Origin of the sequence: Achromobacter xylosoxidans (genome assembly GCF_001457475.1) — a bacterium.
Lineage (GTDB): Bacteria > Pseudomonadota > Gammaproteobacteria > Burkholderiales > Burkholderiaceae_B > Achromobacter > Achromobacter xylosoxidans.
This window is the reverse complement of the sequence record NZ_LN831029.1, coordinates 5,307,698-5,334,287: the sequence shown is the minus strand read 5'-3', so window position 1 is coordinate 5,334,287 and position 26,590 is coordinate 5,307,698. Positions and strand designations below refer to the sequence as shown.

Annotated in this window: 23 protein-coding genes and 1 other RNA gene; 13 read left to right on the top strand and 11 right to left on the bottom strand. The window is 67.8% G+C overall.

The features are described from left to right. Positions 1–372 precede the first annotated feature (372 nt). The 8 genes from ffs (at position 373) to AT699_RS23960 (ending at position 8,005) form a co-directional block, all read left to right on the top strand. Positions 373–470: signal recognition particle sRNA small type (gene ffs, locus AT699_RS31220), an RNA gene on the top strand. 120 nt (positions 471–590) lie between these two features. Further along, a complete protein-coding gene (gene dnaX / locus AT699_RS23990; protein ID WP_024070104.1) occupies positions 591–2,885 on the top strand; it encodes a DNA polymerase III subunit gamma/tau in 2,295 nt (764 codons plus the stop codon). 58 nt (positions 2,886–2,943) lie between these two features. Continuing rightward, positions 2,944–3,270: a YbaB/EbfC family nucleoid-associated protein gene (locus AT699_RS23985; protein ID WP_006385500.1), complete on the top strand. Its 327-nt coding sequence runs from the start codon at positions 2,944–2,946 to the stop codon at positions 3,268–3,270. Positions 3,271–3,337: 67 nt separating this feature from the next. Further along, positions 3,338–3,946, top strand: a complete 609-nt coding sequence (recR, locus tag AT699_RS23980; RefSeq protein ID WP_006385499.1) for a recombination mediator RecR — start codon at positions 3,338–3,340, stop codon at positions 3,944–3,946. A 97-nt stretch (positions 3,947–4,043) separates the two neighbouring features. After that, on the top strand, positions 4,044–5,333 hold the full coding sequence (locus AT699_RS23975; protein ID WP_024070103.1) for a CaiB/BaiF CoA transferase family protein: 1,290 nt from the start codon (positions 4,044–4,046) through the stop codon (positions 5,331–5,333). Then, positions 5,314–6,354, top strand: coding sequence for an ABC transporter substrate-binding protein (locus AT699_RS23970; protein ID WP_020926770.1), 1,041 nt, complete (start codon positions 5,314–5,316; stop codon positions 6,352–6,354). Before AT699_RS23975 ends, AT699_RS23970 begins: the two co-directional genes overlap by 20 nt. Next, entirely contained in the window at positions 6,347–7,159 is an 813-nt protein-coding gene (locus tag AT699_RS23965) for an ABC transporter ATP-binding protein (RefSeq protein WP_020926771.1), read from the top strand. The genes AT699_RS23970 and AT699_RS23965 overlap by 8 nt, the downstream gene beginning before the upstream one ends. A 51-nt stretch (positions 7,160–7,210) precedes the next feature. Then, the gene (locus AT699_RS23960; protein WP_024070102.1) at positions 7,211–8,005 is read left to right on the top strand and encodes an ABC transporter permease; all 795 of its coding nucleotides are present in this window, start codon (positions 7,211–7,213) and stop codon (positions 8,003–8,005) included. Positions 8,006–8,050: 45 nt separating this feature from the next. On the opposite strand, the gene AT699_RS23955 is transcribed toward AT699_RS23960, so the two are convergent. The 4 genes from AT699_RS23955 to AT699_RS23940 are packed head-to-tail and all read right to left on the bottom strand — an operon-like array spanning position 8,051 to position 11,895. Next, entirely contained in the window at positions 8,051–8,653 is a 603-nt protein-coding gene (locus AT699_RS23955; protein WP_024070101.1) for a biliverdin-producing heme oxygenase, read from the bottom strand. Then, entirely contained in the window at positions 8,650–9,312 is a 663-nt protein-coding gene (locus tag AT699_RS23950) for a hypothetical protein (protein WP_024070100.1), read from the bottom strand. Before AT699_RS23950 ends, AT699_RS23955 begins: the two co-directional genes overlap by 4 nt. Positions 9,313–9,320: 8 nt before the next feature. Beyond that, the gene (locus AT699_RS23945; protein ID WP_024070099.1) at positions 9,321–9,686 is read right to left on the bottom strand and encodes a response regulator; all 366 of its coding nucleotides are present in this window, start codon (positions 9,684–9,686) and stop codon (positions 9,321–9,323) included. 16 nt (positions 9,687–9,702) lie between these two features. Continuing rightward, positions 9,703–11,895, bottom strand: coding sequence for an ATP-binding protein (locus tag AT699_RS23940; protein WP_024070098.1), 2,193 nt, complete (start codon positions 11,893–11,895; stop codon positions 9,703–9,705). A gap of 198 nt (positions 11,896–12,093) precedes the next feature. Between AT699_RS23940 and AT699_RS23935 the strand changes: the two genes are divergently transcribed. Continuing rightward, a complete protein-coding gene (locus tag AT699_RS23935) occupies positions 12,094–12,621 on the top strand; it encodes a carboxymuconolactone decarboxylase family protein (protein WP_020926777.1) in 528 nt (175 codons plus the stop codon). 41 nt (positions 12,622–12,662) lie between these two features. Here AT699_RS23935 and tal read toward each other — a convergent pair whose 3' ends face one another. Further along, positions 12,663–13,616, bottom strand: a complete 954-nt coding sequence (gene tal / locus AT699_RS23930; protein ID WP_006385489.1) for a transaldolase — start codon at positions 13,614–13,616, stop codon at positions 12,663–12,665. A 223-nt stretch (positions 13,617–13,839) separates the two neighbouring features. Here tal and carA point away from each other — a divergent pair, with 223 nt between their 5' ends. From carA to AT699_RS23910, 4 genes are all read left to right on the top strand, one after another. Then, complete coding sequence (gene carA, locus AT699_RS23925; protein ID WP_006385488.1) at positions 13,840–14,994, top strand: glutamine-hydrolyzing carbamoyl-phosphate synthase small subunit; 1,155 nt, start codon at positions 13,840–13,842, stop codon at positions 14,992–14,994. A gap of 10 nt (positions 14,995–15,004) precedes the next feature. Next, positions 15,005–18,247 (top strand): carbamoyl-phosphate synthase large subunit, encoded by a 3,243-nt coding sequence (carB, locus tag AT699_RS23920; protein ID WP_006385487.1) that lies wholly within the window; start codon positions 15,005–15,007, stop codon positions 18,245–18,247. Between the two features lie 48 nt (positions 18,248–18,295). Further along, positions 18,296–19,192 (top strand): lipid A hydroxylase LpxO, encoded by an 897-nt coding sequence (gene lpxO, locus AT699_RS23915; RefSeq protein WP_024070096.1) that lies wholly within the window; start codon positions 18,296–18,298, stop codon positions 19,190–19,192. Positions 19,193–19,279: 87 nt separating this feature from the next. Further along, positions 19,280–20,053 carry an SDR family oxidoreductase gene (locus AT699_RS23910; RefSeq protein WP_006385485.1) on the top strand — a complete coding sequence of 258 codons (774 nt, stop codon included), beginning with the start codon at positions 19,280–19,282 and terminating at the stop codon, positions 20,051–20,053. A gap of 37 nt (positions 20,054–20,090) precedes the next feature. Here AT699_RS23910 and AT699_RS23905 read toward each other — a convergent pair whose 3' ends face one another. The 6 genes from AT699_RS23905 to AT699_RS23880 form a co-directional block, all read right to left on the bottom strand. Beyond that, the gene (locus AT699_RS23905) at positions 20,091–20,735 is read right to left on the bottom strand and encodes a histidine phosphatase family protein (protein WP_006385484.1); all 645 of its coding nucleotides are present in this window, start codon (positions 20,733–20,735) and stop codon (positions 20,091–20,093) included. A 49-nt stretch (positions 20,736–20,784) separates the two neighbouring features. Further along, positions 20,785–21,693, bottom strand: a complete 909-nt coding sequence (locus AT699_RS23900) for a LysR family transcriptional regulator (protein ID WP_006385483.1) — start codon at positions 21,691–21,693, stop codon at positions 20,785–20,787. Positions 21,694–21,717: 24 nt separating this feature from the next. Further along, positions 21,718–22,803, bottom strand: a complete 1,086-nt coding sequence (locus AT699_RS23895; protein ID WP_024070095.1) for an ABC transporter ATP-binding protein — start codon at positions 22,801–22,803, stop codon at positions 21,718–21,720. A gap of 16 nt (positions 22,804–22,819) precedes the next feature. Beyond that, positions 22,820–24,529 carry an ABC transporter permease gene (locus AT699_RS23890; RefSeq protein WP_024070094.1) on the bottom strand — a complete coding sequence of 570 codons (1,710 nt, stop codon included), beginning with the start codon at positions 24,527–24,529 and terminating at the stop codon, positions 22,820–22,822. A gap of 87 nt (positions 24,530–24,616) precedes the next feature. Then, positions 24,617–25,942, bottom strand: a complete 1,326-nt coding sequence (locus AT699_RS23885; protein ID WP_024070093.1) for an ABC transporter substrate-binding protein — start codon at positions 25,940–25,942, stop codon at positions 24,617–24,619. Between the two features lie 149 nt (positions 25,943–26,091). Beyond that, positions 26,092–26,523 carry a FlxA-like family protein gene (locus AT699_RS23880; protein WP_006385479.1) on the bottom strand — a complete coding sequence of 144 codons (432 nt, stop codon included), beginning with the start codon at positions 26,521–26,523 and terminating at the stop codon, positions 26,092–26,094. Positions 26,524–26,590: the final 67 nt, after the last annotated feature.

Sequence of the window (26,590 nt, the reverse complement as noted above, 5' to 3'; positions counted from 1 at the left end):
CAAAGCGAAGCGAGCCCCCAAGACAAGCGAAGCAAAGTCTTCCTCCCTCCCCCTCGGGGGGAGGGCCGGGGAGGGGGCGCACATACAGCTCCTCGGGGCCCGCCAAGCAAGAGGCTAGCCGAGCGAGCAACGCGAAGCTCCGCTTCCCTAGCGCCCGAGCCTGATAGACCTATAACCCCGCCAAGGCAAAGCAGGGTAAAGCAAGGCAAAGCAAGGCAAAGCGAAGCGAGCCCCCAAGACAAGCGAAGCAAAGTCTTCCTCCCTCCCCCTCGGGGGGAGGGCCGGGGAGGGGGCGCACATACAGCCCCTCGGGGCCCGCCAAGCAAGAGGCTAGCCGAGCGAGCAACGCGAAGCTCTGCTAGAATCTTGCTTGGCGGGCCCCTTCGCATGGTTCGACGGTGAACCTGGTCAGGTCGGGAACGAAGCAGCCATAGTCGTTTAGGGTCAGTGCCGGAGTAAGGCTCGCCAACCGGTTTCTCAAAGGGGACGGGGTTGTTTTCCAAGGGGATATCCCCGGAAGATGATTCCGTCCCTTTTGCATTTCCTGCCGGCAATCGCATAGGCTCTTGCAAAGGCTCTACAATCCCGCCATGACTTATCTGGTACTGGCCCGCAAGTGGCGGCCGCGATCGTTCGATACCCTCGTGGGACAGGATCACGTGGTGCGCGCGCTGACGCATGCGCTCGACACCCAGCGCCTGCACCACGCCTGGCTGTTCACCGGCACCCGCGGCGTCGGCAAGACCACGCTGTCGCGCATCCTGGCCAAATCGCTCAACTGCGAAACCGGCATCACCTCCAAGCCCTGCGGCGTCTGTCGCGCCTGCACCGAGATCGATGCCGGCCGTTTCGTCGACTATCTCGAACTGGACGCGGCCTCGAACCGCGGCGTCGAGGAAATGACCCAGCTGCTGGAGCAGGCCGTCTACGCGCCGGGCGCGGGCCGCTTCAAGGTCTACATGATCGACGAAGTGCACATGCTCACCGGGCACGCGTTCAACGCGATGCTCAAGACGCTGGAAGAGCCGCCGCCGCACGTCAAATTCATCCTCGCCACCACCGACCCGCAGAAGATCCCGGTCACGGTGCTGTCGCGCTGCCTGCAATTCAATCTGAAGCAGATGCCGGCCGACTCCATCGTGGGCCACCTGCAGGCGGTGCTGGGCGAAGAGCAGGTCGGCTTCGAAGTGCCGGCCCTGCGCCTGATCGGCCAGGCCGCGTCGGGTTCCATGCGCGATGCGTTGTCGCTGACCGACCAGGCCATCGCCTACAGCGCCGGCAACCTGACCGAAGACGCCGTGCGCGGCATGCTCGGCACCATCGACCAGCGCCACCTGGTGCGCCTGCTGGATGCGCTGTCCACCGGCGACGCCAAGGGCGTGCTGGCGGTGGCCGACGAACTGGCCACGCGCGGCCTGTCGTACGCCGGCGCGCTGGCCGACCTGGCCGTGCTGCTGTCGCGCGTCGCCATCGAGCAGCGCGTGTCCGGCGTGACGCCGGCCGAGGATCCGCTGGTGGCCGACATCGCCCGCCTGGCGCAGACCCTGCATCCCGACGCGGTGCAACTGTTCTATTCTGTGGCGGTGCACAGCCGCGGCGAACTGACGCTGGCGCCGGACGAGTACGCCGGCTTCATCATGGCTTGCCTGCGCATGCTGGCGCTCAACGGTGACGCCGGTCCGCAGACCGCCATCGAGGCGCCTGCCACGCCGGCCCGCCAGACAGCCGAACCCGCCGTGGCCGCCGCGCAGCCGCCGCAGGCAGCGCCGGTCGCCACCGCTTCTGCGGTGGAACGGCCCGCGCCGGTGGCGCAACCGGCGGCACCCGCGCCGGCGCCCGTGGCGGCGACGCCCGCGCCATCCGTGCCTGTGAGCGCGCCGCAAGCGAACGTCGCGCCGGTTCCGGCCGCCGCGCCTGCGCCGATGGCCGCGGCGCCTGTCACCGCGCCCGCCGCACCTGTCGCGCCCGCCCAGCCGGCCGCTGCCAGCGTGCCGCCATGGGAAGACGCTCCCGCCGCCGCGGATGCCGCCCAGGCCGCCGCCGCAGCCACTGCCCAGCCGGCGTCTCCCGCGAATGCCGCAGCCGCAGGCGCTCCGGCCAAGACGGCATCGCCCAGCGCCGCTCCCGCCGTCGCGCAAGCGCCCGCCCCGCATGCCCCCGCCACGGACACTCCTGCCGTCTCCGCGGCCCCGGTGCCCGCCAAGTCGGCCCCGCTGGCCGTGACGCCCGCGGCCGCCGCGGTCGCGCCGGCCGCCGATGACGACGGCCCTCCGTCCTGGGTCGACGAGGAAATCCCGTTCGAGGCCGAAGGTGGCTTCGTACCCGATGGTGGCTTCGCGCCCGACGGCGGCTTCACGTCCGACCCCGACGACGATTTCGAAACGCTGGCCAGCGCGCCATCGTCCGCGCCCGCGCCTTCCGCGGCGCCGGCCCGGCGCGAAGGCCCGGCCCCGGCCCGCAAGCGCCAGTCGCGCGCGCGCCTGGCTGACATGACCTCCGCCGCCTGGCCCGAACTGGCGGCGCGCCTGCCGGTCACCGGCCTGGCCGCCGAACTGGCGCGCCAGAGCGAATGGGCCGGCGTGCAGGGCGATGCCATCATCCTGCGCGTGGCCGTCAAGACGCTGGCCGAAAGCGAAAGCCGCGTGCGCCTGCAGACGGTGCTGTGCGAACACTTCGGCCAGGGTATCCGGCTGGACGTGGACGTCGGCGCGGTCGGTGAAGCCACGGCCCACGCCGTGGCCCAGGCCGAGCGCGCGGCGCGCCAGCAGGCCGCCGAGGACGCGGTCGCCGTCGATCCCTTCGTGCAGGCGCTGGTGGCGGACTTCGGCGCCCATGTCGTGGCCGGTTCGATCCGCCACGTCGATCCCCCTTCCGCCGCCGCGTGACGTGTAGCGCGTAACGCGGCGGCAATCCCTACATTCCCTCGTTCAAGGAAGCTCCATCATGATGAAAGGACAACTGGCCGGCCTGATGCGCCAGGCGCAGCAGATGCAGGAAAACATGAAGAAGGCGCAGGACGCGCTGGCCGAGATCCAGGTCGAAGGCGCCTCCGGCGGCGGCCTGGTCAAGGTCACCATGACCTGCCGCCACGACGTCAAGCGCGTCGAGATCGATCCGTCGCTGCTCGCCGACGACAAGGACATGCTGGAAGACCTGGTCGCCGCCGCCTTCAACGACGCGCTGCGCAAGGCCGAAGCCACCTCGCAGGAAAAGATGGCGTCCGTCACCGCCGGCATGCCGCTGCCCCCGGGCATGAAGCTGCCGTTCTGATCGAACGTTCCGGCCGCCGCCGCCCCGGGCGGCGCGGCCTTTGCCGTCCGCAAGTTGCCGTCGTGTCATGGACCCTCTACTGCCCGAACCCGAACCGCTGGTCTCGCTGATCGAGGCGCTGCGGCGCCTGCCCGGTGTGGGCGTCCGATCCGCGCGGCGCATGGCCTATCACCTGTTGCAGCACGATCCCCAGGGCGCCGACATGCTCGGACGCGCGCTGGCGGGCGCGGTGCGCGATCTGCGCCACTGCTCGCGCTGCAACAGCTTCGCCGAAGAGGATGTGTGCGCGACCTGCGCCAATCCCAAGCGCGATCCCTCGCTGCTGTGCATCGTCGAGACGCCGGCCGACCAGAACATGATCGAGTCCAGCCACGGCTACCGCGGCTTGTACTACGTGCTGATGGGCCGGGTGGCGCCGCTGGAGGGCATCGGCCCGCGCGAACTCGATTTCGACCGGGTCATCCGCCGCGCCACCGACGGCGTGGTGCAGGAGGTCATCCTGGCCACCAACTTCACCGCCGAAGGCGAGACCACCGCGCACTTCCTGGGCGAGGCCCTGGGCGAGCGCGGCCTGCGGGTCACGCGCCTGGCGCGCGGCGTGCCGGCGGGCAGCGAACTGGAATACGTGGACGCCGGCACCATCGCCTGGGCGCTGATGGAGCGCAAGACTACCTGACACGCCCCCACAATAGCGCGTCGGCAATGTACCGGCGGGCATTGGAAAAACGGCCCGCCCGCGCCGGCGCGGCCTCCACGAGAGGAAGACAACCAACATGTCAGCCCTGACCGGCCTGAAGGTCCTGGAACTCGGCACGCTCATCGCCGGCCCGTTCGCCGCGCGCATCTTCGGCGAATTCGGCGCCGACGTCATCAAGGTGGAAACGCCGCACGGCCCCGACGGGACCGGCGGCGGCGACCCCATTCGCAGCTGGCGCCACCTGCACGAAGGCAATTCGCTGTGGTGGACCGTGCAGGCCCGCAACAAGCAATCCATCGCGCTCAACCTCAAGCATCCCGAGGCCCGTGAAATCGCCCGCAGGCTGGCGCTGGACGCAGACGTGGTGGTCGAGAACTACCGTCCCGGCGTGCTGGAGAAGTGGGGCCTGGGCTATGAACAGCTGCGCGCCATCAATCCGGCGCTGATCATGGTGCGCCTGTCCGGCTATGGCCAGACCGGCCCGATGAAGGACCAGCCGGGCTTCGGCGCCATCGGCGAATCGATGGGCGGCCTGCGCTACGTGTCCGGCCACCCGGACCGCCCGCCGCTGCGGGTCGGCATCTCGATCGGCGATTCGATCGCCGCGCTGCATGGCGTGATCGGCGCGATGATGGCGCTACGCCACCGCGACGCCACCGGCGGCCGCTGGAACGGCGTGCAGGGCGAAGGGTGCCAGGCGGGACAGGGCCAGATGGTCGACGTCGCCCTGTACGAGGCCGTCTTCAACATGATGGAAAGCCTGGTGCCCGAGTACGACGTGGCCGGCGTGGTGCGCGAGCGCACCGGCGGCGCGTTGCCCGGCATCGTGCCGTCCAATACCTACACCACGCGCGACGGCCAGAACATCGTCATCGCCGGCAACGGCGATGCGATCTTCCACCGCCTGATGCTGGCCATCGGCCGCGACGACCTGGCCTCGGATCCGGACCTGGTGCGCAACGACGGCCGCGCCCGCCGCGTCGCCGAGATCGATGGCGCCATCCAGCAATGGTGCGATGGCCGCGGCATCGAGGAGGCGCTCAACACCCTGAAGGCGGCCGACGTGCCGGTCGGCAAGATCTACAGCGTGGCCGACATGTTCACGGATCCGCAGTTCCTGGCGCGCCGCATGATCGAACAGCACCACTTCGCCGACGGCAGTCCGGTCAAGCTGCCGGCGGTGGTGCCCAAGCTCTCGGAAACCCCGGGCGGCACCCGCTGGATCGGTCCGTCATTAGGGGAACATACCGAGGAAGTCCTGAAATCGCTGGGGTATGATTCAGCGGCTATCGGCAAGCTGGCGCAGACCGGCGCTATCGGTATCCCCGCACCCAAGGAGACAACACATGTCAGTCACACGTCGTGATCTGCTCAAGATGGCCGGCGCCGCCGGCGTCATGGGCATGGCCCCCGCCATCGTGCGCGCCCAGAAGCTGGAAAAGACCAAGGTCCAGATCGCCGTGGGCGGCAAACCCCTGATCTACTACCTGCCGCTGTCCATCGCCGAGGCGCGCGGTTACTTCAAGGACGAGGGCCTGGACGTCTCCATCGCCGACTTCGCCGGCGGTTCCAAGGCCCTGCAGGCCGTGGTGGGGGGCAGCGCCGACGTGGTTTCGGGCGCCTTCGAGCACACGCTGTCGATGCAATCGAAGGGCCAGGCCTACCGCGCCTTCGTGCTGCAGGGCCGCGCGCCGATGATCGGCGTGGGCGTCTCCAAGAAGAACCTGCCCAACTACAAAGGCCCCGCCGACCTCAAGGGCAAGAAGATCGGCGTGACCGCGCCGGGCTCGTCCACCAACATGGTGGTCAGCTTCTTCCTGGCCAAGCACGGCCTGAAGGCTTCGGACGTGTCGATCATCGGCGTGGGCGCCGGCGCCGGCGCGGTGACCGCGCTGCGCAGCGGCCAGATCGACGCCATCTCCAACACCGACCCGGTGGTGTCGATGCTGGAAATGCCGGGCGACATCCAGATCATCGTCGACACCCGCACGCTCAAGGACACGCAGGACATCTTCGGCGGCAACATGCCCGCGGGCTGCCTGTATGCGCCGCAGGCGTTCATCGACGCAAATCCCAATACCGTGCAGGCGCTCACCAACGCCATGGTGCGCGCCGACAAGTGGATCCAGAAGGCAGGCCCGGACGAGATCGCCAAGGTCGTGCCCGAGACCTACCTGCTGGGCGACCCCGCGGTGTACAAGGCCGCCATCGGCAAGAGCCTCGAAGGCCTGTCGCCCGACGGCCTGATCCCCGAGGACGGCGCCGCCACCGCGCTCAAGGCCCTGGCCGCCTACCAGGCGGACTTCGACGGCGCCAAGATCGATCCGTCCAAGGTCTGGACCAACGACTTCGCGCGCCGCGCCAACGAGAAGTACCCCAATGGCTGAAGCCGCGCTTTCGCTGGAAAACATCAGCTGCACCTTCGTCTCCCGCGACGACCGCTCGCAGCGCTACACCGCCGTCAGCGACACCAGCCTGGCCATCGCGCCGGGCGAGTTCGTGTCGGTGGTGGGGCCGACGGGCTGCGGCAAGTCCACCCTGCTCAACGTCAGCGCCGGCCTGCTGGCGCCGTCGTCGGGGCAGGTCAAAGTGTTTGGCCAGCCGCTGTCGGGCATCAATTCGCGTGCCGGCTACATGTTCCAGGGCGAGGCGCTGCTGCCCTGGCGCAGCGCGCTCGACAACGTGGTGGCCGGGCTGGATTTCGCCGGCGTGCCGCGCGCCGAGGCGCTCGAGCGCGGCCGCGACTGGATGCGTCGCGTCGGCCTGGGCGGCTTCGAGAGCCGTTACCCGCACCAGATGTCCGGCGGCATGCGCAAGCGCGCCATGCTGGCGCAGACGCTGATCCGCGATCCCGACATCATCCTGATGGACGAGCCGTTCTCGGCGCTCGACATCCAGACGCGCCAGCTGATGGAAAACGAGGTCCTGGACCTGTGGATGGCCAAGCGCAAGGCGGTGCTGTTCATCACCCATGACCTGGATGAAGCCATCGCCATGAGCGACCGCGTGGTGGTGCTGTCGGCCGGGCCGGGCACGCATCCGATCGGCGAATTCGCCATCGACCTGCCGCGTCCGCGCGACGTGGCCGAGGTGCGCAACAACCTGCGCTTCGTCGAACTGCACGCGGCCATCTGGGCCGTGCTGCGCGAGGAAGTGCTCAAGGGCTACGCCCAACAACAGAAGCGGGCCTGAGGCCGTGCCTGATCCCGGCCACGCCCGCTTCCCCATGAACAGGCCCTGACCATGTCCAAGTCGTTCAAACCAGGCTCCGCCAGCCTGCGCTTCTGGCAGTTGCTGCTGCTGGTCGTCATCCTGGGCGTGTGGCACTTTGCCTCGCGCGATCCCAAGGTGGCGTTCTTCTTCGGCGAACCCCTCAAGGTGTGGGGCCGCATCTGGGCCTGGTTCGTCACCAACGCCGACATCTACACCCACCTGTGGGTCACGCTGACCGAAACCGTGCTGGCCTTCTTCATCGGCACCATCGCCGGCCTTGCCTTCGGCCTGTGGTTGGGGCTGTCGCCACGCGCCAGCGCGATTCTCGATCCCTACATCAAGGCGGCCAATTCGATGCCGCGCGTGATCCTGGCGCCGATCTTCGGCATGTGGTTCGGGCTTGGCATCTGGTCCAAGGTGGCGCTGGCGGTGACGCTGGTGTTCTTCATCGTCTTCTTCAACGTCTACCAGGGCGTGCGCGAGGTCAGCCCGACCCTGCTCGACAATGCCCGCATGCTGGGCGCGCGCCAGCGCCAGCTGCTGCGCCACGTCTACCTGCCGTCGGCCACCAGCTGGGTGTTCTCGAGCCTGCACACCTCGGTGGGCCTGGCCTTCGTCGGCGCGGTGGTCGGGGAATACCTGGGCTCGGCCAGCGGGGTCGGCTACCTGATCCTGCAGGCCGAAGGCACCTTCGACGTCAACACCGTGTTCGCGGGCATCGTGGTCCTGACCGCGTTCGCGCTGGTGCTCGACTACATCGTCGGCGTCGGCGAGAAGCGCCTGATGAAATGGCAGCCCAAATCGGGCGAAACCGAAAAACTCTAGCCACGGGCGTCCGCCGTCAAGCACGGCCGCCGGCGCGGGCCATGCCTATGCCTGGCCGTTCTGCGCTGCCGGCGGAGGCTGGCCGCGTAGCGCATGTTGCGCCCGCAGCCACGCGGTGAGACTGTCGAATGCATCCCGGGCGCCTTGCAGCGCCTGGGTTTCCTGGCCCCTCGCCGCGCTGTCCAGGTGCAGCAGGAAGGCCTTCCACAGCGGGCCGACCTCCTCGCCGTAGCCGCGCAGATAGCGCAAGGGCAGGGGCGGGGAGACGCTTTCGAGGTGCTTGGCCAGGAACCGTCCTCCCAATTGGGAACCCTCCACCACGTAGGCCACGCCCAGCGCGTAGGCATCGGCCGCCCGCGGCGTGGGCGCGGCCGGGCACCGCGGCACCGCCCCGTCATCGCCCGCATCCCGCAGGTCGGCGCGGATCAGGGCGCTTTTGCCGTCGCGCTCCGGCGCCCGCATTGCGGCCGGCCAGCCCAGTTGCCACAGTTGTTGCTCGACCGGTTCGAGCCAGCCCAGCAGAGCGCGCAGATAGGCCAGGTAGCGCGCCTGGCCGACGTCGCCGTCGGCCAGGCCCAGTCCCTGGTCCAGGATTTCATGGCGTTCACGCGTGCCATCGCGCAGCACCTGGTGCACCGGAGAGATCATGCGGACTCCTTGCCGGGGGCGGAGGGAAGATGCAGCGACCAGCATTGCGGCTGGCGTTCCAGGCGCCAGCCCGAGGCGCTGGCCAGGCATTCGATGTCGTGCGGCTCGAACAGCGCCGGCGTGGCCGGCGCTTGGATCGGCGCCGCGAACCGGGCCTGCCAGACGGCCGGGTTGGAGGCATCCAGCTCCAGTTCGGCGCCTTCGGGCAACCACGGCAGCAGGCACAGCAACCAGGCCATCACCAGATAGCGGGTGGTGAAGACCGGCAGTTCGAGGGGCGCGGGATCGTCGGGCCAGATGACCTTGCGCCCGGACCACATCAGTTGGGAAAACAGCAGTTTGCGGCATTGCCGCAGCAGCGTCGCCGCCGGCAGCGAGGCGCCGTCGTCGTCAAGCCACTGGTCCAGGCCGCGGATCACGTCGACACCGTCTTCCAGCATCTGGTTCAGGTCGCCGGCCAATCGTTGGCAACGCAGCTGCCGGGCCTCGGCGTCGGCGCCCTCGGGCGCCTGGCGCAGCATGGCCGCGGCCAGCGTGGCGTTGGACAGCGGCGCGATCGCTTCGTGGCGCAGGACAGGGAAGATCTGCGCCAGGACCTTGAATCGCACGCCGTGGGCGGCCATGGCCAGGGGCGGGGCGGATGGGTCGGTGGCGTGCATCGGCGCGCTCAGTCCGCCTGCCGCAGCAGGGCCAGCAGGGCGTCGGGGTCGGCGGGCTTTTCGATCCAGCCGTCGAACAGGTGGGCCGCGTCTTCATGCCGTTCGTGCCGTGCCAGGCCGCTCAGGGCATAGATGCGCGCGGCGCTGTCGCGCTCGCGTAAGCGGCGGGCCAGTTCGTAGCCATCCATGTCGGGCAGCAGGATATCGACCAGCACCGCCTGCGGCGCGAACGCGCCGGCTTGCGCCAGGGCATCTTCGCCAGTGCCGGCGCAGCGCGTTTCCAGTCCGGACAGGGCCAGGAATTCGGCCAGCAATTCCGAGCCCATTTCGTTGTCGTCTACCAGCAGGACGCGTAACGCGCGCGCATCGTTCAAATGATCTCTCCAGGATTCAAGGGGTGGGCGGCGCGTCCATGCCGCGCGGCAGGGTGACGGTGAAGATGACCAGGCCGTCGCGGCAGGCGACGGTGATGTCGCCTTCGTGGTCGCGCACCACCTGGTCGGCGATATACAGGCCCAGCCCCAGGCCGTTGCGGTTGCGCGAGTGGCCCAGCGATTCCGGCTTGAAGGGCGAGAACAGGTGCGCCATGACCTCGTCCGGTATCGGCGCGCCGTGGTTGGCCACGGCCAGTTCGATCGTGTCGCCGGTCTGCGTGGCGCTGACACGGATCGGCATGCGCGGCGCGCCATGCTGGCGCGCATTGCTCATCAGGTTCGTGACGACCTGGGCGATGCGGTCGGTGTCGGCCATCAGCGTCAGGCCGGGTTGCACTTCGGGTTCGATACGCAGGCCAGGGTAGGCCTGGCGCTTTTCATCGATCAGGCCGTTCAGCAGTTCCGATAGCTGGCATTCGCGCTTTTCGATTCCCAGGCCCATGCCGCCTTGCAGCCGCGACAGGTCCAGCACCTGAGAAATCAGCCGCTGCATCCGTCCGCTCGAATAGCGGATGCGTTCGCCCATGCGGGCGCCGGCGTCGGTCCTGGACAGCAGGGTGGCCGCCATCGAGATGGACTGCAGCGGATCGCGCAGGTCGTGGCCGAGCATGGCCAGCAGGGCGGTGCGGGCGCGGTCGACGTCGGCCGCGCGGCTGGTGGCGATATGGGAAAGCTCGTCGCGCAGGTTGTCGACCGCTTCCAGTTCGGCGGCCAGCCAGGGGGCGCTGGTGTCGCGCATGACTTCGCGCCAGGCCTCGAACGACCCGCGCGGGGTCAGGCGCGGCCCGAGAGTGCCAACGGCATACTGCTTTTCCGGCTTGCCGCCCCAGATCACGGTTTCGATCTGCTCGCGCCGCAGCCAGACCAGCCAGCCGTTGTTCATGGGATCGAACTTGCAGGCCATCAGGCCGGCGTAGGGCACCAGGTCGGTCTGCAGCTCGGGATAGTCGCGCGCGATGTTGTTGGTATGGACCAGGCGCTGGCCGCTCTGGTCCAGCGCACACAGGATGCCGGCCAGTTCGCCGCGCGGCGCGATGCCGCCAAAGACCGTCACGCTGTTGCCCCACAGGCATAGCGCGGCGTCGTTGGGAACCAGCGAGGCGGGCGTGTCGGGTCCGCCGGACAAGGCCTGGTGCACGTTTTCGGAGTCCGAGACGCGCTCGGCCAGCCGGCTGACCAGCGCGGCGCTGCGGCGCGCCTGCTCGGCGCGTTCGCTGCCTTCGATATTGGCCAGCGCCGCCGACAGCACCTGGGCCAACGCTTCGCAGGCCAGGCGGGCCGGGTAGGGAATGAGGCGCGGCGCATGATGGTGGCAGGCGATCATGCCCCACAAGCGGCCGCCGATCACCAGCGACAGGCTCATCGTGGCGCGCACCCCCATGTTGGCCATGTATTCGAGGTGGATCGGCGAGACGCTGCGCAGCACGGAAAAGCTCATGTCCAGCGGCGTGCCGCCATGGCCGTTCTCGCCCAGCACGCGCACGGGCTGGTACTGGCCGTCGGCGATCTGGCGCAGCGTGTTCACGGTGTACAGGCGGCGCGCCTGGGCCGGAATGTCTCCGGCTGGATAGCGGCGCCCGACCCAATCTTCCAGCGTCGGATCGCCGCGCCGTTCGGCAACGATCTCGCCGCTGTCGTCGGGATGGAAGCGATAGGCCATCACGCGGTCAAAGCCGGTGGCGCGCTGCACTTCCTGCACCGTGCGTTCCAGCAGGCCGGCGATGTCGCGTTGCGAGCGGATTCGTTCGATGCCGCGGTAGATGCGCGCGGGTTCCGCGATGCCGGAATCGTCGCCGCGGCGTTCGAGTTCGATCAGCGTCAGGCCGTCCGGGTTGCGGTGGACGATGACGTCGTAGGCCTGCCCGTCCAGCGTGATGACGAGCGGGTCGAAGACCGGGTCGGTGCTGGCCAGCCAGCCCGGCAGCATATGCGCCAGGCCGGGCGGCAGCGCGTCCGGCGCGCAGGGGTAGCCCAGCGCCAGCGGCCTGCCCAGCACCTGGGGGGCGTTCTCGCTGGCATAGCGCAGCACGCCTTCGGGGTCGAACGCGAGCAGCGCGCCCAGCGGCTGGATGGCGCCCGGTACGTGTATCGGTTCGCTGTCGCAGTTGGCGAGCGTGACTGGCGGATGGGACTGGGTTGGCGCATTCATTCTAGGCTTGTCCTGGAGGTGCGCGATGTGTTGTCATTATGTCAAAGTTCTTGCGAATGTGTGCATATGCAGCGTGCGTCTTTTTGGCGCGCACCGCCTGGTCCGCGTCGCTCGGTCTTTCGGGTGTCCCCTGTCTTTGGGGAACCACCGTCCCCCGGGTCAGTCGGCGCGAGCCAGCCCGATCCCTACGGAGTTTCCATGGCGCGTCTTCCCTACGCCGATCTGTCCCATCCTGAAGCACGACCCCTGGTCGACCGTATCGTCGCCGAGCGCGGCAGCGTGCTGCACCTGTACCAGATGCTGCTGCACAGCCCCGCCGTGGCCGGCGGCTGGCTCAACTACCTGACTTCCATCCGCCAGTTGTCCACCCTGCCCGGCGATATTCGCGAACTCGTGATCATGCGGGTGGCGGCGATCAACGGCGCGCCCTACGAGGCCGACCAGCACGCGCCGATCGCGCTGAAAGAGGGCGTGTCACAAGCCCAGCTGGACGCCTTGCCCGACTGGGAGGCGTCGACTCTGTTCAGCGAGCGCGAGCGCGCGGTGCTGGCCTACACCGATGCCATGACGCGCCACGTGCAGGTGCCCGAGCCGGTGTTCCAGGCGGCCCGCGCCGCCATGGGATCGGAAAAACTGATCGTGGAATTGACCGCCACCGTGGCGGCCTACAACATGGTGTCGCGCTTCCTGGAAGCGCTGCAGGTGCATTCGCACGATCACCGCTGACGCGCGGCCCGGCGGTGGCCGCCGGGCCAGCGCCGGCGGTCTCAGGCGCGCTGCGCTTCGATCAGCGCGTCCAGCTTGATGGCATCGGCCACGAAGGCGCGGATGCCTTCGGCCAGCTTGTCGCTGGCCATGGCGTCGTCGTTGAGCTGGGTGCGGAAGGCCACTTCGCCCGACGCGATGCGGGCGATATCGCCGCCCGCCGCATCGGCGCGCAACTGCGCCGGCGCGTCGCCTTCGGTCTGCGACAACTGGGTCAGCAACTCGGGGCTGATGGTCAGCAGGTCGCAGCCCGACAGCGCCAGGATCTGGCCGACGTTGCGAAAGCTCGCGCCCATGATCTCGGTGGCGATGCCGAAACGCTTGTAATAGTGATAGATGCGGGTCACCGACTGCACGCCGGGGTCGCGCGCGCCGGCGTGGTCGGCTTCGACCCAGGCGGCGCCGGCGGCCTTCTTGTGCCAGTCGTAGATGCGGCCGACGAAGGGCGAGATCAATTGCACCTGGGCGTCGGCGCAGGCCACCGCCTGCGGCAGCGAGAACAGCAGCGTCAGGTTGCAGCGCACGCCCTCGGCTTGCAGCGCGCGGGCCGCCTGGATGCCTTCCCAGGTGGACGCGATCTTGATCAGCACCCGTTCGCGCGGCACGCCGGCGGCTTCGTACAGCGCGATCAGGGCGCGGGCGCGCTCGATGGTGGCGCGGGTGTCGAACGACAGGCGCGCGTCCACTTCGGTGGAGACGCGGCCGGGCACGATATCCAGGATGGCGCGGCCAAAGGCGACCAGCAGCCGGTCCATCAGCTCGGCGGTGGGCGCGCCGCGGTGGTCGCGGGCGGTCTTTTCGAGTAGCGGGCGGTAGGCGTCCTGCTGGACGGCCTTCAAAATTAGGGACGGATTTGTGGTGGCGTCGGTGGGACGCAGCGCCTTCATTGCCTCGAAATCGCCGGTGTCGGCGACAACGGTGGTGTGATTGCGCAGGGCGTCAAGTTGGCTGGACATGGACAATACGGCTCGCAGCATCAGGGGTTGAAGGTGCTTTAGCGTATCACCGAGCCGCCGACGGCGCTGTCACCGTTGGTATGGCAAAGGAGGGGCACGGCCGGCCCGCCGCGGCGGCCGAAATCTCCGATCTCAGCCTTATTTGGCGCGGTTCCCCGGGAAAAACGCCCGCTCAAGGTATAATTCCAAGGTTTGATTATCGATTCTAAAACCGGGGTTTACTGTGCTGCCGCAACTCTTTCCCGAGGGGATCAACCGCTTCCCTCCTGCAATTCTGGCTCTGGCGGACGGTACCATTTTTCGAGGCGTGTCGATCGGTGCGCCTGGCCATACCGTCGCCGAAGTGGTGTTCAACACCGCGATGACCGGGTACCAGGAAATTCTCACCGATCCCAGCTATAGCGGCCAGATCGTCACGCTGACCTATCCGCACATCGGCAACACCGGCGTCAACGCCGAGGACGTCGAAGCCAATCGCGTCTACGCCGCCGGCCTGGTGGTGCGCGACTGTCCCGCCCGCGTGTCGAACTTCCGTTCCACGCAATCGCTGCCCGAGTACCTGTCCGAACAGGGCATCGTCGCCATTTCCGGCATCGATACCCGCAAGCTGACCCGCATCCTGCGTGAAAAGGGCGCCCAGGGCGCCTGCATCTTCGTCGGTTCGGATGCCGACCGCGCCGTCGAACTGGCCCGCGGCTTTGCCGGCATGGCCGGCCAGGACCTGGCCAAGGTCGTTTCCATAAAGGACAGCACCACCTGGACCCAGGGCACCTGGCAGCTGGGCGAAGGCTACACCCAGCCCGACCAGTCCAAATTCCATGTCGTTGCCTACGACTTCGGCATCAAGTCCAACATCCTGCGCCTGCTGGCCGACCGCGGCTGCCGCCTGACGCTGGTGCCGGCCCAGACCAGCGCCGAGGAAGTGCTCAAGCTCAACCCCGACGGCGTGTTCCTGTCCAACGGCCCCGGCGACCCCGAGCCCTGCGACTACGCCATCGACGCCACCCGCGTGTTCCTGGACAAGAAGCTGCCGGTGTTCGGCATCTGCCTGGGCCACCAGATCATGGGCCTGGCCGTCGGCGGCAAGACGCTCAAGATGAAGACCGGCCACCACGGCGCCAACCACCCGGTGCAGGACCTGGCGTCCAAGCGCGTGTTCATCACCAGCCAGAACCACGGTTTCGCGGTCGACGCGGCCAGCCTGCCGGCCAATGCGCGCGTCACGCACGTCTCGCTGTTCGACGGCACGCTGCAGGGCTTCGAGCTCACCGACCGTCCGGCCTTCTGCTTCCAGGGCCACCCCGAAGCCAGCCCCGGTCCGCACGACATCCTGGAGCTGTTCGACAAGTTCATCAGCCTGATGTCCGGCCAAAAGTAAAGATTGCATCATGCCCAAGCGTACAGACCTAAAAAGCATTCTCATCATCGGCGCCGGCCCCATCATCATCGGGCAGGCCTGCGAATTCGACTATTCCGGCGCGCAAGCGTGCAAGGCGCTCAAGGCCGAGGGTTACCGCACCATCCTGGTGAACAGCAACCCCGCCACGATCATGACGGACCCGGAAACGGCCGACGTCACCTACATCGAGCCCATCACCTGGCAAGCCGTCGAAAAGATCATCGAGCGTGAAAAGCCCGATGCGCTGCTGCCCACCATGGGCGGCCAGACCGCGCTGAACTGCGCGCTCGACCTGGCCCACCACGGCGTGCTGAAAAAGCACAACGTCGAACTGATCGGCGCCAACGAGCACGCCATCGAGAAGGCCGAAGACCGCCAGAAGTTCAAGCAGGCCATGACCGACATCGGCCTGGAATCGGCCAAGTCGGGCGTCGCCCACAGCATGGACGAAGCCTGGGAAGTGCAGCGCCGCATCGCCGCGGAAGTCGGCACCTCGGGCTTCCCCGCTGTGATCCGCCCCAGCTTCACCATGGGCGGCTCGGGCGGCGGCATCGCCTACAACGCCGAAGAATTCGAAACCATCTGCCGCCGCGGCCTGGAAGCCTCGCCCACCAGCGAGCTGCTGATCGAAGAGTCGCTGCTGGGCTGGAAGGAATTCGAGATGGAAGTGGTCCGCGACAAGGCGGACAACTGCATCATCGTCTGCTCCATCGAGAACCTTGACCCCATGGGCGTGCACACCGGTGACTCCATCACCGTGGCGCCGGCCCAGACGCTGACCGACAAGGAATACCAGATCATGCGTAACGCATCGATCGCGGTGTTGCGCGAGATCGGCGTGGACACGGGCGGCTCGAACGTGCAGTTCGCGGTCAACCCCAAGAACGGCCGCATGATCGTCATCGAGATGAACCCGCGCGTGTCGCGTTCGTCGGCGCTGGCATCCAAGGCTACCGGTTTCCCCATCGCCAAGGTCGCCGCGCGCCTGGCCGTGGGCTACACGCTGGACGAGCTCAAGAACGAAATCACCGGCGGCGCCACGCCCGCCTCGTTCGAACCGTCGATCGACTACGTGGTCACCAAGGTGCCGCGTTTCGCCTTCGAGAAATTCCCCACCGCCGACGCGCGCCTGACCACCCAGATGAAGTCCGTGGGTGAAGTCATGGCCATCGGCCGCACCTTCCAGGAATCGTTCCAGAAGGCGCTGCGCGGCCTGGAAGTCGGCGTCGACGGCCTGAACCAGAAGACCACCGACCGCGAAAAGCTGCAGGTCGAGCTGGGCGAACCCGGTCCGGAACGCATCTGGTACGTGGGCGACGCCTTCGCGCAAGGCTTCACGCTGGACGAAGTGCACAACATCACGCACATCGACCCCTGGTTCCTGTCGCAGATCAAGGAAATCGTCGACATCGAGCTGGCGCTCGAACAGAAGACGCTGTCCGACCTGGACCACGCCACCCTGTGGGAACTGAAGCGCCGCGGTTTCTCCGACCGCCGCCTGGCGTTCCTGCTGGACACGGTCGAATCCGAGGTGCGCAAGCTGCGTCACCAGCTGAACGTGCGCCCGGTCTACAAGCGCGTGGACACCTGCGCCGCCGAATTCGCCACCCGCACGGCCTACATGTACTCGACCTACGAGGAAGAGTGCGAAGCCGCGCCCACCGACCGCAAGAAGATCGTGGTGCTGGGCGGTGGCCCGAACCGCATCGGCCAGGGCATCGAGTTCGACTACTGCTGCGTGCATGCCGCGCTGGCGCTGCGCGACGACGGGTACGAGACCATCATGGTCAACTGCAACCCGGAAACCGTCTCCACCGACTACGACACGTCCGACCGCCTGTACTTCGAGCCGCTGACGCTGGAAGACGTGCTGGAAATCGTCCACAAGGAAAACCCGGTCGGCATGATCGTCCAGTACGGCGGCCAGACTCCGCTGAAGCTGGCGCGCGCGCTGGAAGCCAACGGCGTGCCGATCATCGGCACCAGCCCGGAATCCATCGACATCGCCGAAGACCGCGAGCGCTTCCAGAAGCTGCTGAACAAGCTCGGCCTGCGCCAGCCGCCCAACCGCACCGCCCGCACCGAAGGCGAGGCCCTGGCCCATGCCGCCGAGATCGGCTACCCGCTGGTGGTTCGCCCCAGCTACGTGCTGGGCGGCCGCGCGATGGAAATCGTGCACGAGCAGCAGGATCTCGAACGTTACATGCGCGAGGCCGTGAAGGTCAGCAATGACTCGCCCGTGCTGCTGGACCGCTTCCTGAACAACGCCACCGAAGTCGACGTGGACTGCCTGGCCGACGGCGAAACCGTCTTCATCGGCGGCGTCATGGAACACATCGAGCAGGCCGGCGTGCACTCGGGCGACTCCGCCTGCAGCCTGCCGCCGTACTCGCTGTCGGCCGACGTCATCGCCGAGATCAAGCGCCAGACCTCCATGATGGCCAAGGCCCTGAACGTCAGCGGCCTGATGAACGTGCAGTTCGCCATCCAGGGCGGCGACGTCTACGTGCTGGAAGTGAACCCGCGCGCCTCGCGCACGGTGCCCTACGTGTCCAAGGCCACCGGCCTGCAACTGGCCAAGATCGCCGCGCGCGCCATGGCCGGCCAGACGCTGGCGGCCCAGGGCATCACCCGCGAAGTCGTGCCGCCTTACTTCTCGGTCAAGGAGGCCGTGTTCCCGTTCGTGAAGTTCCCGGGCGTGGACACCATCCTCGGCCCGGAAATGAAGTCGACCGGCGAAGTCATGGGCGTGGGCACCAGCTTCGGCGAAGCCTTCGTCAAGTCGCAGCTGGCCGCCGGCGTGCGCCTGCCGGAATCCGGCACGGTGTTCATCAGCGTCAAGAACCAGGACAAGCCCCGCGCCGTGGAAGTGGCGCGCGGCTTGCACGCCCTGGGCTTCAAGCTGGTGGCAACCCGCGGCACCGCCGCCGAGATCGAAGCGGCCGGCATCCCGGTGCAGTTGGTCAACAAGGTCACCGAAGGCCGTCCGCACATCGTCGACATGGTCAAGAACGGCGAGATCTCGCTGGTCATCAACACTGTCGAGGAACGCCGCAACGCCATCGCCGACTCGCGCACCATCCGCACCCAGGCGCTGGCGGCGCGCGTGACCTTCTTCACGACCATCGCGGGCGCCCGCGCGGCCGTCGAGGGCATGCAGTATCTGCGCCAGGGCCTCGGCCTGCAGGTTTACCCGCTGCAGGAACTTCACGCGTCTTTATTGGACAAATAACGCTTGGGCGCGCAGGGGGCGCGTCTCAAGTGAATTGAGGACAAAAGAATGAAGTGGTTCATTCTGGCGTTATTCATCGTGTGCGCCACGGTAGTTCACTACCGTGGCCGCGTACGACACCGGTTCTCGCGGCAGGCGTTGGATCATTCCACCTTCACCGCCCCGCTGAACTGCTTCATGTACGCATTCTCCAGCGTGCCCAACAAGCCCTATCTCGACCTGGACCAGTTCCCGGAACTGAAGGTCTTGCTGGACCGCTGCGACGAAATCCGGGCCGAGGCCGTCAACCTTTATGGCGACGGCCACATCAAGGCCTCGGACAAGTACAACGACGCGGGCTTCAACTCGTTCTTCAAGACGGGCTGGAAGCGCTTCTACCTGAAGTGGTACGACGCCGACCATCCGTCGGCCGAGGCGCTTTGCCCGGTGACCACCAAGCTGCTGGCGGGCATCCCGACCATCAAGGCCGCCATGTTCGCCTCGCTGCCGCCGGGCAGCCGGCTGCCGCGGCATCGTGACCCCTACGCCGGTTCGCTGCGCTTCCACATGGGCCTGATCACGCCGAACAGCCCCGACTGCTACATCAACGTCGATGGCCAGGAATACTACTGGCGCGACGGCGAGGCGGTCGTGTTCGACGAGACCTTCATCCATTACGCCGAAAACAAGACCGACCAGAACCGGATCATCCTGTTCGCGGACGTCGAGCGGCCCATGCGCTATCGCTGGGCCCAGGCGTTCAATCGCGTGGTCGGCGGTTTCCTGCTGCGCGCGGCCGCCGCGCCCAACCAGGAAGGCGACGCCACCGGCGGCATCAACCGCATCTTCGGCGCGGTCTACGCCGTGCGCCGCTTCGGCAAGGCGCTCAAGAAAAAGAGCAAGCCGCTGTACTACCTGTCCAAGTGGGCGCTGGTGGCGGCGATCTTCGCGCTCATCTTCCTGTAAACCCGGCGCCAGCGTTCCTGTAGCATAGCGGGCGGAGCCTCTCATCCGGGAGGCTCCGCTTTTTTACATCCGACCGGGGCCACCTTCATGGACAGGGTTTTCATCACCGGCGCCAGCAGCGGCCTGGGCCGCGCCCTGGCACGACGCTACGCCGCCAGCGGCGCCACGCTCGGCCTGCTGGGCCGGCGCGAAGACGCGCTGCGGGAACTGGCCGACAGCCTGCCCGGCCAGCATCGCTGCTACGCCGTGGACGTGCGCGACCGCCAGGCGCTGCATGCCGCTGCGCAGGATTTCATCGCCTTCTGCCAGGGGCGGGTGGACGTGGTTATCGCCAGCGCCGGCATCAGCGCCGGCACCCTGACCGGGCATCACGAGGACTATGAGGTCTTCAAGGCCATCGTCGATACCAATCTGCTGGCGACCGTGGCGACCTTCGAACCCTTCGTCGAGCCGATGCGCGCGACGGGCGGCGGCCGGCTGGTCGGCATCGCCAGCGTCGCCGGCGTGCGCGGGCTACCGGGCGCGGGCGCCTACAGCGCCTCCAAGTCGGCGGTGGTGACCTACTGCGAAAGCCTGCGGCTGGAACTGGCGGGCGACGGCATCCGTGTCGTCACCATCGCGCCGGGCTACATCAAGACCGCGATGACGGCGCACAATCCGTACAAGATGCCGTTCCTGATGGACGCCGACAAGTTCGCGCAGCGCGCCCAGGCGGCGATTGGGCGCGGCACCACGTACACGGTGATTCCCTGGCAGATGGGCGTGGTGGCGAAACTGATGCGCCTGCTGCCCAACGCGGTCTACGACCGGCTGGCGCGCAACGCGCCGCGCAAGCCGCGCAAGGCGGACAAAGCCGGCTGAGCCGCAGGGCGCCAGGACGACACCCTGGCGCCGGCCGTCACGGCACGACGTCGTCGCCGACCTCGGCGGCCACGTGGCCCACGTCGCCCCAATCCAGCACTTGCCACTGGCGGCCGCGCACGCCGACCCGGTTGATGCTGACGTTCAGCAATGCCGCGTCGCGCGGCGCATTCAACGGCACGCCGCTGGCATGGCGCCAGATGATGTCCAGCACGCCGCCGTGGGTGAACATCAGGATGCGTTCGCCGTCATGGCGGCTGGCCACGTCATCCACCGTGGAGATGACGCGCGACTGGAACTGGCCCAGCGTTTCGCCGCCGTCCAGCGCGCGCAGCGGATCGCGGCTGCGCCAGGCGGCCGCGGCTTCCGGCGCCAGCGCGTCGATGCGTTCCAGGTCCAGCCCTTCGAGCACGCCGAAGCCGCGTTCGCGGATGCCGGGCTCGACCCGCACGCGCAGGTCCAGCTGTTCCGACACCGGCGTGGCGGTGGCATGGGCGCGTTGCAGGTCGCTGCTGTAGATGGCGTGGATCGGCGTGCTGCGGGCGTCTTCACGCAGGCGCGAGGCCAGCAAACCGGCCTGGTTGCGGCCGAATTCGTTCAAGGGGATGTCTTGCCAGCCCTGCAGGCGGCGCTGGCGGTTCCAGTCGGTTTCGCCGTGGCGGATGAACCAGATTTCAGTCATTGCGGTGTCGATACGGTGGGGAAGGGCGCAGGTGGCGGACCGACCCGGCTCAGAGCGGCTCGGGCGCGACTGGCGCGCGCGGCTTCCAGATGGCTTGAATCACCGAGCTTAACGCGACCAGCGCGGGCTCGCTAGCGCGTTCGTAGGGCAGGATGAAACCCAGCGTGGCATCGGCTCGCGCCTGGCCCCACACCATGAAATCGCCCGAGGCCGCGCCGGCCAGCGCGGTTTCCTCGCGCAGCAGCGCGCAACCGGCGCCGGCCCGCACCAGCGCCTCCAGGTTGGCCTGGTCGTCGTTCTGCATGGCGATGCGCGGCGAGAGGCCGTGGCGCTCGAACATGTCGCGCAACAGCAGGTGGGTGTGGCTGCCGGCGGGGCCGTCCAGCCACGGCAATTGCGCCACCTCGCGCCAGCCGCCGCGCTTGAGCACGGCGGCATGTTCGGTCGGCAGCGCGATGCGGTAGCGCACGCTGCGCAGCGGCAGCCACAGCACGCCGCGCGGCGGGTGCGCGGCGATGGTCAACGCCGCCGGCAGCCGGCCGGTGCTGACCTGCTCGGCCAGCACGGCGGTGGGCTGGATCTGCGTCTTCAGTTCGATCAGCGGCAGCCGCTGCGTGATGGCCGCCGCCAGCTCGCCCAGCCGCAGGAAGTCGGGCTTCTCGCTGGGCAGGCCCAGTTCCACCACGCCCTGCAGGCTGCCTTGCAGTTGCTGCGCCTCGGACTTGAATTGCGCGCCCAGCACCAGCAGCGATTCGGCCGTGGGCAGCAGCATCTCGCCGGCCTTGGCCAGGGCCAGCCGTCCGCCGCTGCGGTCGAACAACGCCACGCCCAGGCTCTGTTCCAGCGCCTTGATCTGCGCGGTGACGGCGGGTTGGGTCAGCGACAGCGCTTCGGCGGCCCGCGTCAGGTTGCCCAGGCGGGCGACGGTGACGAAGGCGCGGATCTGATAGATTTCCATGCCGCCTTTGTAGGGGAAGCCGGCTCAGGCGGCAAGCAGCCGTACTTGCGTCGGCTCCAGCCCGATCGACACCGGCGCGCCCACCGGGAACGGCGACAGCCCCGCCAGGTGCGACTGGTCGGCCGTCAGGCGCTGTTCGCCGATCTGCACCTGGTAGCGGGTGAACTCGCCCAGGAACTCGCTGCTTTCCACCACGCCCGGCAGCCACACATAGCGCGCGTCGCCCAGCCCGTCGGCCATTTCGATCTGCACCGTGTGCGGCCGGAAGCTCGCCGCCAGGCGCTGCGCCGCCGGCGCTTCGGCCGCCAGCGGCAGGTGCAGGTCGCCCACGCCTTCCACCGCCAGCACCACGCTGCCGCTGGTGCGCTCGCGCACCTCGCCCTCCAGCACGTTCATGGTGCCGACGAAGTTGGCCACGAAGCGGTTCACCGGGTAGTCGAACAGCGTGCTGGGCGCGCCGATCTGCTGGACCACGCCGTGGTCCAGCACCGCCATGCGGTCGGCGGTGGTCATGGCCTCTTCCTGGTCGTGGGTGACGAAGATGGTGGTGATGCCCAGCCGCCGCTGCAGGCTCAGCAGGTCCTGCCGCATCTGCACCCGCAGCTTCTTGTCCAGGTTGGACAGCGGCTCGTCCAGCAGCAGCACCTGCGGCTCGATCACGATGGTGCGCGCCAGCGCCACGCGCTGCTGCTGTCCGCCGGACAGTTGGTTGGGGCGGCGGCGCGCGTATTGCGACAGGCCCACCAACTCCAGCGCGGCCTCGACCTTGGCGCGGATCTGCTCGCGCGGCAGCTTGCGCTCGACCAGCCCGAACGCCACGTTGTCCCACACGGTCATGTGCGGCCACAGCGCATAGTTCTGGAACACCATGCCGATGTTGCGCTCCCATGGCGGGATGGCGCTGATGTCCTTGCCGTCCACCAGCAACTGACCGGCGTCCTGCCGGTTGAAGCCCGCGATCAGGCGCAGCAGGGTGGACTTGCCCGAGCCCGACGGCCCCAGCAGGGCGAAGAACTCGCCCGGCTCGATGTGGATGTTGACGTCCTTGAGCACTTCGGTTTTGCCATACGACAGCCGGATGTTGCGGCATTCAACGCTGACTTTCTTCATGTCGATTCCCCTTTGTTCAGGCCGTCTCGTCGTGACGCGCCGGGCGCTGGCGCGCCTGGGCGCGTTCCACCAGCAAGTGCGAGACATACGTGCCGACCGCGACCGCGGCCACCGCCAGCACGCCCAGCGCCGCGCCGGGGCCCCGGCCCGCCGCGCTTTGCATGTACAGATAGATGCCATAGCTCATCGGCGCCTGGCTGTCCTTGGTGACCAGCATGATGGTGGCCGACAGCTCCACCGCCGCCGTCACGAAGCTGGTCACGAAGCCGGCCAGCATGCCGCCCGCCATCAGCGGTACCACCACCCGCCGGATGGTGCGCAGCCGCGTGGCGCCCAATGATTGCGCCGCTTCCTCCAGCGACACGTTGATCTGCTGCAGCGCGGCCACGCACGAACGCAAGGCGTAGGGCAGGCGCCGTACCGAGTACGCGATCATGATGATGATCCACGACGAGGTCAGCAGCGTGCCGGTGCCCGGGATCTCCACGCCGCGGAATGTGCGCAGCAGTCCGATCGCCAGCACGATGCCCGGGATCGCCAGCGCCGCCGAGGCCAGGAAGTCCAGCCATTGGCGCGCCGGCAGCCGGGTGCGCAGCATCAGGTAGGCGATGGCGGTGCCCAGGATCACGTCCACCCCCGCGGCCAGGCCGCAGTAGAGCAGGGTGTTGGCGATCATGCCCTGCGACTCGTTGAACACCGCGCCGTAGTGCGCCAACGTGTAGCCGTCCGGCAGCGGCGCGAAGCTCCAGACGCTGGCCAGTGACAGCAGCAGCACCCCCATGTGCGGCGACAGCACCAGCAGCAGCACCAGGATGATCCAGCCATAGGCCAGCACGCTTTCGGCCGGCCGCAGCTTGCGCTTCTGGATCGAGTTGCCGCCCTTTTGCAAGGTGGAATAGTCGCGGCCCTTGAGCACGCGCGCCGACAGCCACAGCGCCAGGATCGAGAAGGCGATCATGATGACGCTGATGACGTAGCCCAGAGGATCTTCCAGCCCCACCTGCGTGATGCGCAGATAGGCCTGCGGCGCCAGCATGTTGGTGGTGCCCAGCACCAGCGGCGTGCCCAGGTCGTCGAACACCTTCACGAACACCAGCGAGGCGCCGGCCACGTAGCCCGGCAGCGCCAGCGGGAAGATCACGCGGCGGAACAGCCGGAAGCCGCGCGCGCCCAGGTTGAAGGCCGCTTCCTCCATGGCGCCGTCGATGTTGCGCAGCGCCACCACCAGGTTCATCAGGATGAACGGGAAGTAGTGCAGCGCCTCGACGAAGATGACGCCGTTCAGGCCTTCCATGAACGGGATGGTGAAGCCGAACCAGTCGTTCAGCAGCAGGTTGACGCTGCCGGAACGCCCGAAAATCAGCTGCATCGCCACCGCGCCGACGAAGGGCGGCATGATCAGCGGCAGCACGCCCAGCGTCTGGATGATGAGCGCGCCGCGGAAATCGAAGCGCACCGTGAAGTACGCCAGCGGCACCGCGATCAGCGAGGCCAGCAGCGCCGACCAGCCCGCCACGTAGAGGCTGTTGAAGAACGCCTCCAGCATCAGCGGCTGGTTGAAGAACGCGCCGAAGTGGCCGATGGTGAAGCCGCCATCGGCATTGACGAAGGCGCTGTAGAACACCGTGCCCACCGGCACGGCCAGGAACAGCGCCAGGAAACCCAGCACCAGGAGCGCGGCCAGCACGGGGCCGGCGGGCAGGCGTGAATGGCCCGGAAGATTCATCGAGATTCCCGTAAAGGTTCAAGACAGGCCGCCCGCGGCGGGGCGGCGGCCGGACGGGGCGAGCCCCCCGTCCGGCGCGAGCCGGGCCTACAGCGCCGCGGCTTCCCGCGCCAGCTTCACGGCCTGCTCATAATTGCTCTTGGCCGTGCCGTTCCATTCGCCTTCCAGCTTGGTGATCTGCTGGTTGACCGCGGCGTCCTTCTTGTTGCCGCTGAAGATCTTCAGGAACTCGGGATCGGCGGCCTGCTTGCCATCGACCAGCGGCGCCCAGGCCAGCTTGCGGGCCTGCGCCAGCAGTTCGGCCGGCTTGCCGCTCTTGCCCTTGTCGCCGAGCTTGGCCTCGGCGTCGTAGATCGCCTTGGTCGCCGCCTGCAATTCCTTCAGGCGGAACGTGACGGTCTGGTCGTACAGCGACTGCACCACGTAGTAGCGCGTCTGCGACAGGTCGGCGTTGAACTGCACCTTGCTGCGGCGCGCGATCTCGGCCGGGTCGGGGTAGCCCTGCGGCACCTTGCCCGCCAGCGCCGAATACGGCAGCACCGGCAGGCGCGAGATCTTCGGTTCCAGCAGCAGCTCCTGGCCGGCCTGGCTGAGCGTGAAGGCGATGAACTTCCTGCCTTCCTCGGCGTTCCTGGCGCCGTCGATCAGCGCGATGTTGGCCGGCACGATGGCGGTCTCGGAGGGATAGACGAATTCCACCGGGAACTTCGAGTACTTGCTCGACAGGCCGAAGAAGTCGATCACCGGACCCGCGCCGAACTGGCCGTTGTTGACGCCGTCCGGCACGCCGAACGAGCGCTCGGTCACGGCGCTGCTGTTGCCCGACATGCGCAGCAGCGTGTTCCAGCCGTCGTCCCAGCCTTCGCCCTGCAGGATGGTCTCGACCGTCAGGTGCATGGTGCCCGAGCGCGACGGCGAGGTGATGCCGACGTGGCCGAACCAGTGTGGCGCCAGCAGGTCCTTCCATTCGACCGGGGCGGGGATCTTGTGCGCCGCGATGTAGCGCGTGTTGTAGACGATGCCGTAGCCGGCCAGCGCCTGGCCCAGGTACATGCCGCCCGGGTCGTTGATGGGGTAGTTGCCGATCTTGTCCGGCACGTCCTTGTTGGCGACGTCCGCCGATTTGGCCAGCAGCTTGTCGCGTCCCAGCACCTCGAAGGCGTCCGGCGCGCTGGCCCAGAACACTTCCGGGCGCTGGCCGGCCGGCGTCTCGCGCACGTAGGCGATGCCGGACACGGTGTTCTTGTTGAGGATTTCCAGCGTGATGCCGGGGTTGGCCTTCTCGAACGCGGTCTTGTAGGCCTGGGTCAGGTCTTTCGGGAACGACGTGATCACCGTGACGGTGCCCGCCAGGGCGGGGGCGGCGCAGGCGGCCAGCAGCGCCCCTGCAAGGGCTGTGCGCATTGCATGCATGGTTTGTCTCCGTGGTTTTTTCGATTTGTCCGGAGACCTTAGCGGCTGCATGCGCCGCCAGTCCAATCACAAATTTTGATGCGCGCCATCAGCCCTGCGGGCATTCGGGAGAACCCGCGCGAACTTGGGAGTCGAGCCGGCGGGCCCTTTTACGCGGTGGCGGACACCCCGCCGTTCGCCTTGGCCATCGCCTTGATCTTCTCGTTCATCACCTGCTGGATCTGGTTCATGATCTGCAGCGCTTGCCCATTCAGGGCCTGCAATTGCGTGGCCTTCTGCTCCGCCGACGCATTGCTGTCGCGCACGCGTTCGATCTGCTCCATGACGCGCTTGAGCTGGCGCTGGAGTTCCTTGATCTGGCGGGTGTAGTGGTCGTCGTTTTCGGACGATTCCGTTTCCTCGGCCTGGCCCACCTTCATGGCGCCCGCGTTGGTGACGCGGATCTTGCCGTCGGGGGTGACGGTGACGCCCGGGTCGCCCGCCTTGGCGTCCCGGGCCTCCTTGTTGGCCTGGATCTTCTGCGCCCACAGGTCGGCCATGCTGCCGATGCGCGAGGTGCCGCTGATGGAATCGATGGCCATGAAGGTCTCCGGGGAGAGGTTTGACTGGGGTTTCCACTAATACGGCATGCTGGCGGGGAACTTAAGT

Bases quoted from the DNA above. Each gene is read 5' to 3' on its own strand.
- AT699_RS23960 (WP_024070102.1), top strand. From the start codon at position 7,211: ATGTCCAAGTCGTTCAAACCAGGCTCCGCCAGCCTGCGCTTCTGGCAG.
- recR (WP_006385499.1), top strand. From the start codon at position 3,338: ATGGACCCTCTACTGCCCGAACCCGAACCGCTGGTCTCGCTGATCGAG.
- AT699_RS23900 (WP_006385483.1), bottom strand. From the start codon at position 21,693: ATGGAAATCTATCAGATCCGCGCCTTCGTCACCGTCGCCCGCCTGGGC.
- AT699_RS23975 (WP_024070103.1), top strand. From the start codon at position 4,044: ATGTCAGCCCTGACCGGCCTGAAGGTCCTGGAACTCGGCACGCTCATC.
- AT699_RS23910 (WP_006385485.1), top strand. From the start codon at position 19,280: ATGGACAGGGTTTTCATCACCGGCGCCAGCAGCGGCCTGGGCCGCGCC.
- AT699_RS23885 (WP_024070093.1), bottom strand. From the start codon at position 25,942: ATGCATGCAATGCGCACAGCCCTTGCAGGGGCGCTGCTGGCCGCCTGC.
- AT699_RS23940 (WP_024070098.1), bottom strand. From the start codon at position 11,895: ATGAATGCGCCAACCCAGTCCCATCCGCCAGTCACGCTCGCCAACTGC.
- AT699_RS23950 (WP_024070100.1), bottom strand. From the start codon at position 9,312: ATGCACGCCACCGACCCATCCGCCCCGCCCCTGGCCATGGCCGCCCAC.
- AT699_RS23895 (WP_024070095.1), bottom strand. From the start codon at position 22,803: ATGAAGAAAGTCAGCGTTGAATGCCGCAACATCCGGCTGTCGTATGGC.
- AT699_RS23935 (WP_020926777.1), top strand. From the start codon at position 12,094: ATGGCGCGTCTTCCCTACGCCGATCTGTCCCATCCTGAAGCACGACCC.
- dnaX (WP_024070104.1), top strand. From the start codon at position 591: ATGACTTATCTGGTACTGGCCCGCAAGTGGCGGCCGCGATCGTTCGAT.
- AT699_RS23985 (WP_006385500.1), top strand. From the start codon at position 2,944: ATGATGAAAGGACAACTGGCCGGCCTGATGCGCCAGGCGCAGCAGATG.
- AT699_RS23970 (WP_020926770.1), top strand. From the start codon at position 5,314: ATGTCAGTCACACGTCGTGATCTGCTCAAGATGGCCGGCGCCGCCGGC.
- lpxO (WP_024070096.1), top strand. From the start codon at position 18,296: ATGAAGTGGTTCATTCTGGCGTTATTCATCGTGTGCGCCACGGTAGTT.
- carB (WP_006385487.1), top strand. From the start codon at position 15,005: ATGCCCAAGCGTACAGACCTAAAAAGCATTCTCATCATCGGCGCCGGC.
- AT699_RS23965 (WP_020926771.1), top strand. From the start codon at position 6,347: ATGGCTGAAGCCGCGCTTTCGCTGGAAAACATCAGCTGCACCTTCGTC.
- tal (WP_006385489.1), bottom strand. From the start codon at position 13,616: ATGTCCAGCCAACTTGACGCCCTGCGCAATCACACCACCGTTGTCGCC.
- AT699_RS23905 (WP_006385484.1), bottom strand. From the start codon at position 20,735: ATGACTGAAATCTGGTTCATCCGCCACGGCGAAACCGACTGGAACCGC.
- AT699_RS23880 (WP_006385479.1), bottom strand. From the start codon at position 26,523: ATGGCCATCGATTCCATCAGCGGCACCTCGCGCATCGGCAGCATGGCC.
- AT699_RS23955 (WP_024070101.1), bottom strand. From the start codon at position 8,653: ATGATCTCTCCGGTGCACCAGGTGCTGCGCGATGGCACGCGTGAACGC.
- AT699_RS23890 (WP_024070094.1), bottom strand. From the start codon at position 24,529: ATGAATCTTCCGGGCCATTCACGCCTGCCCGCCGGCCCCGTGCTGGCC.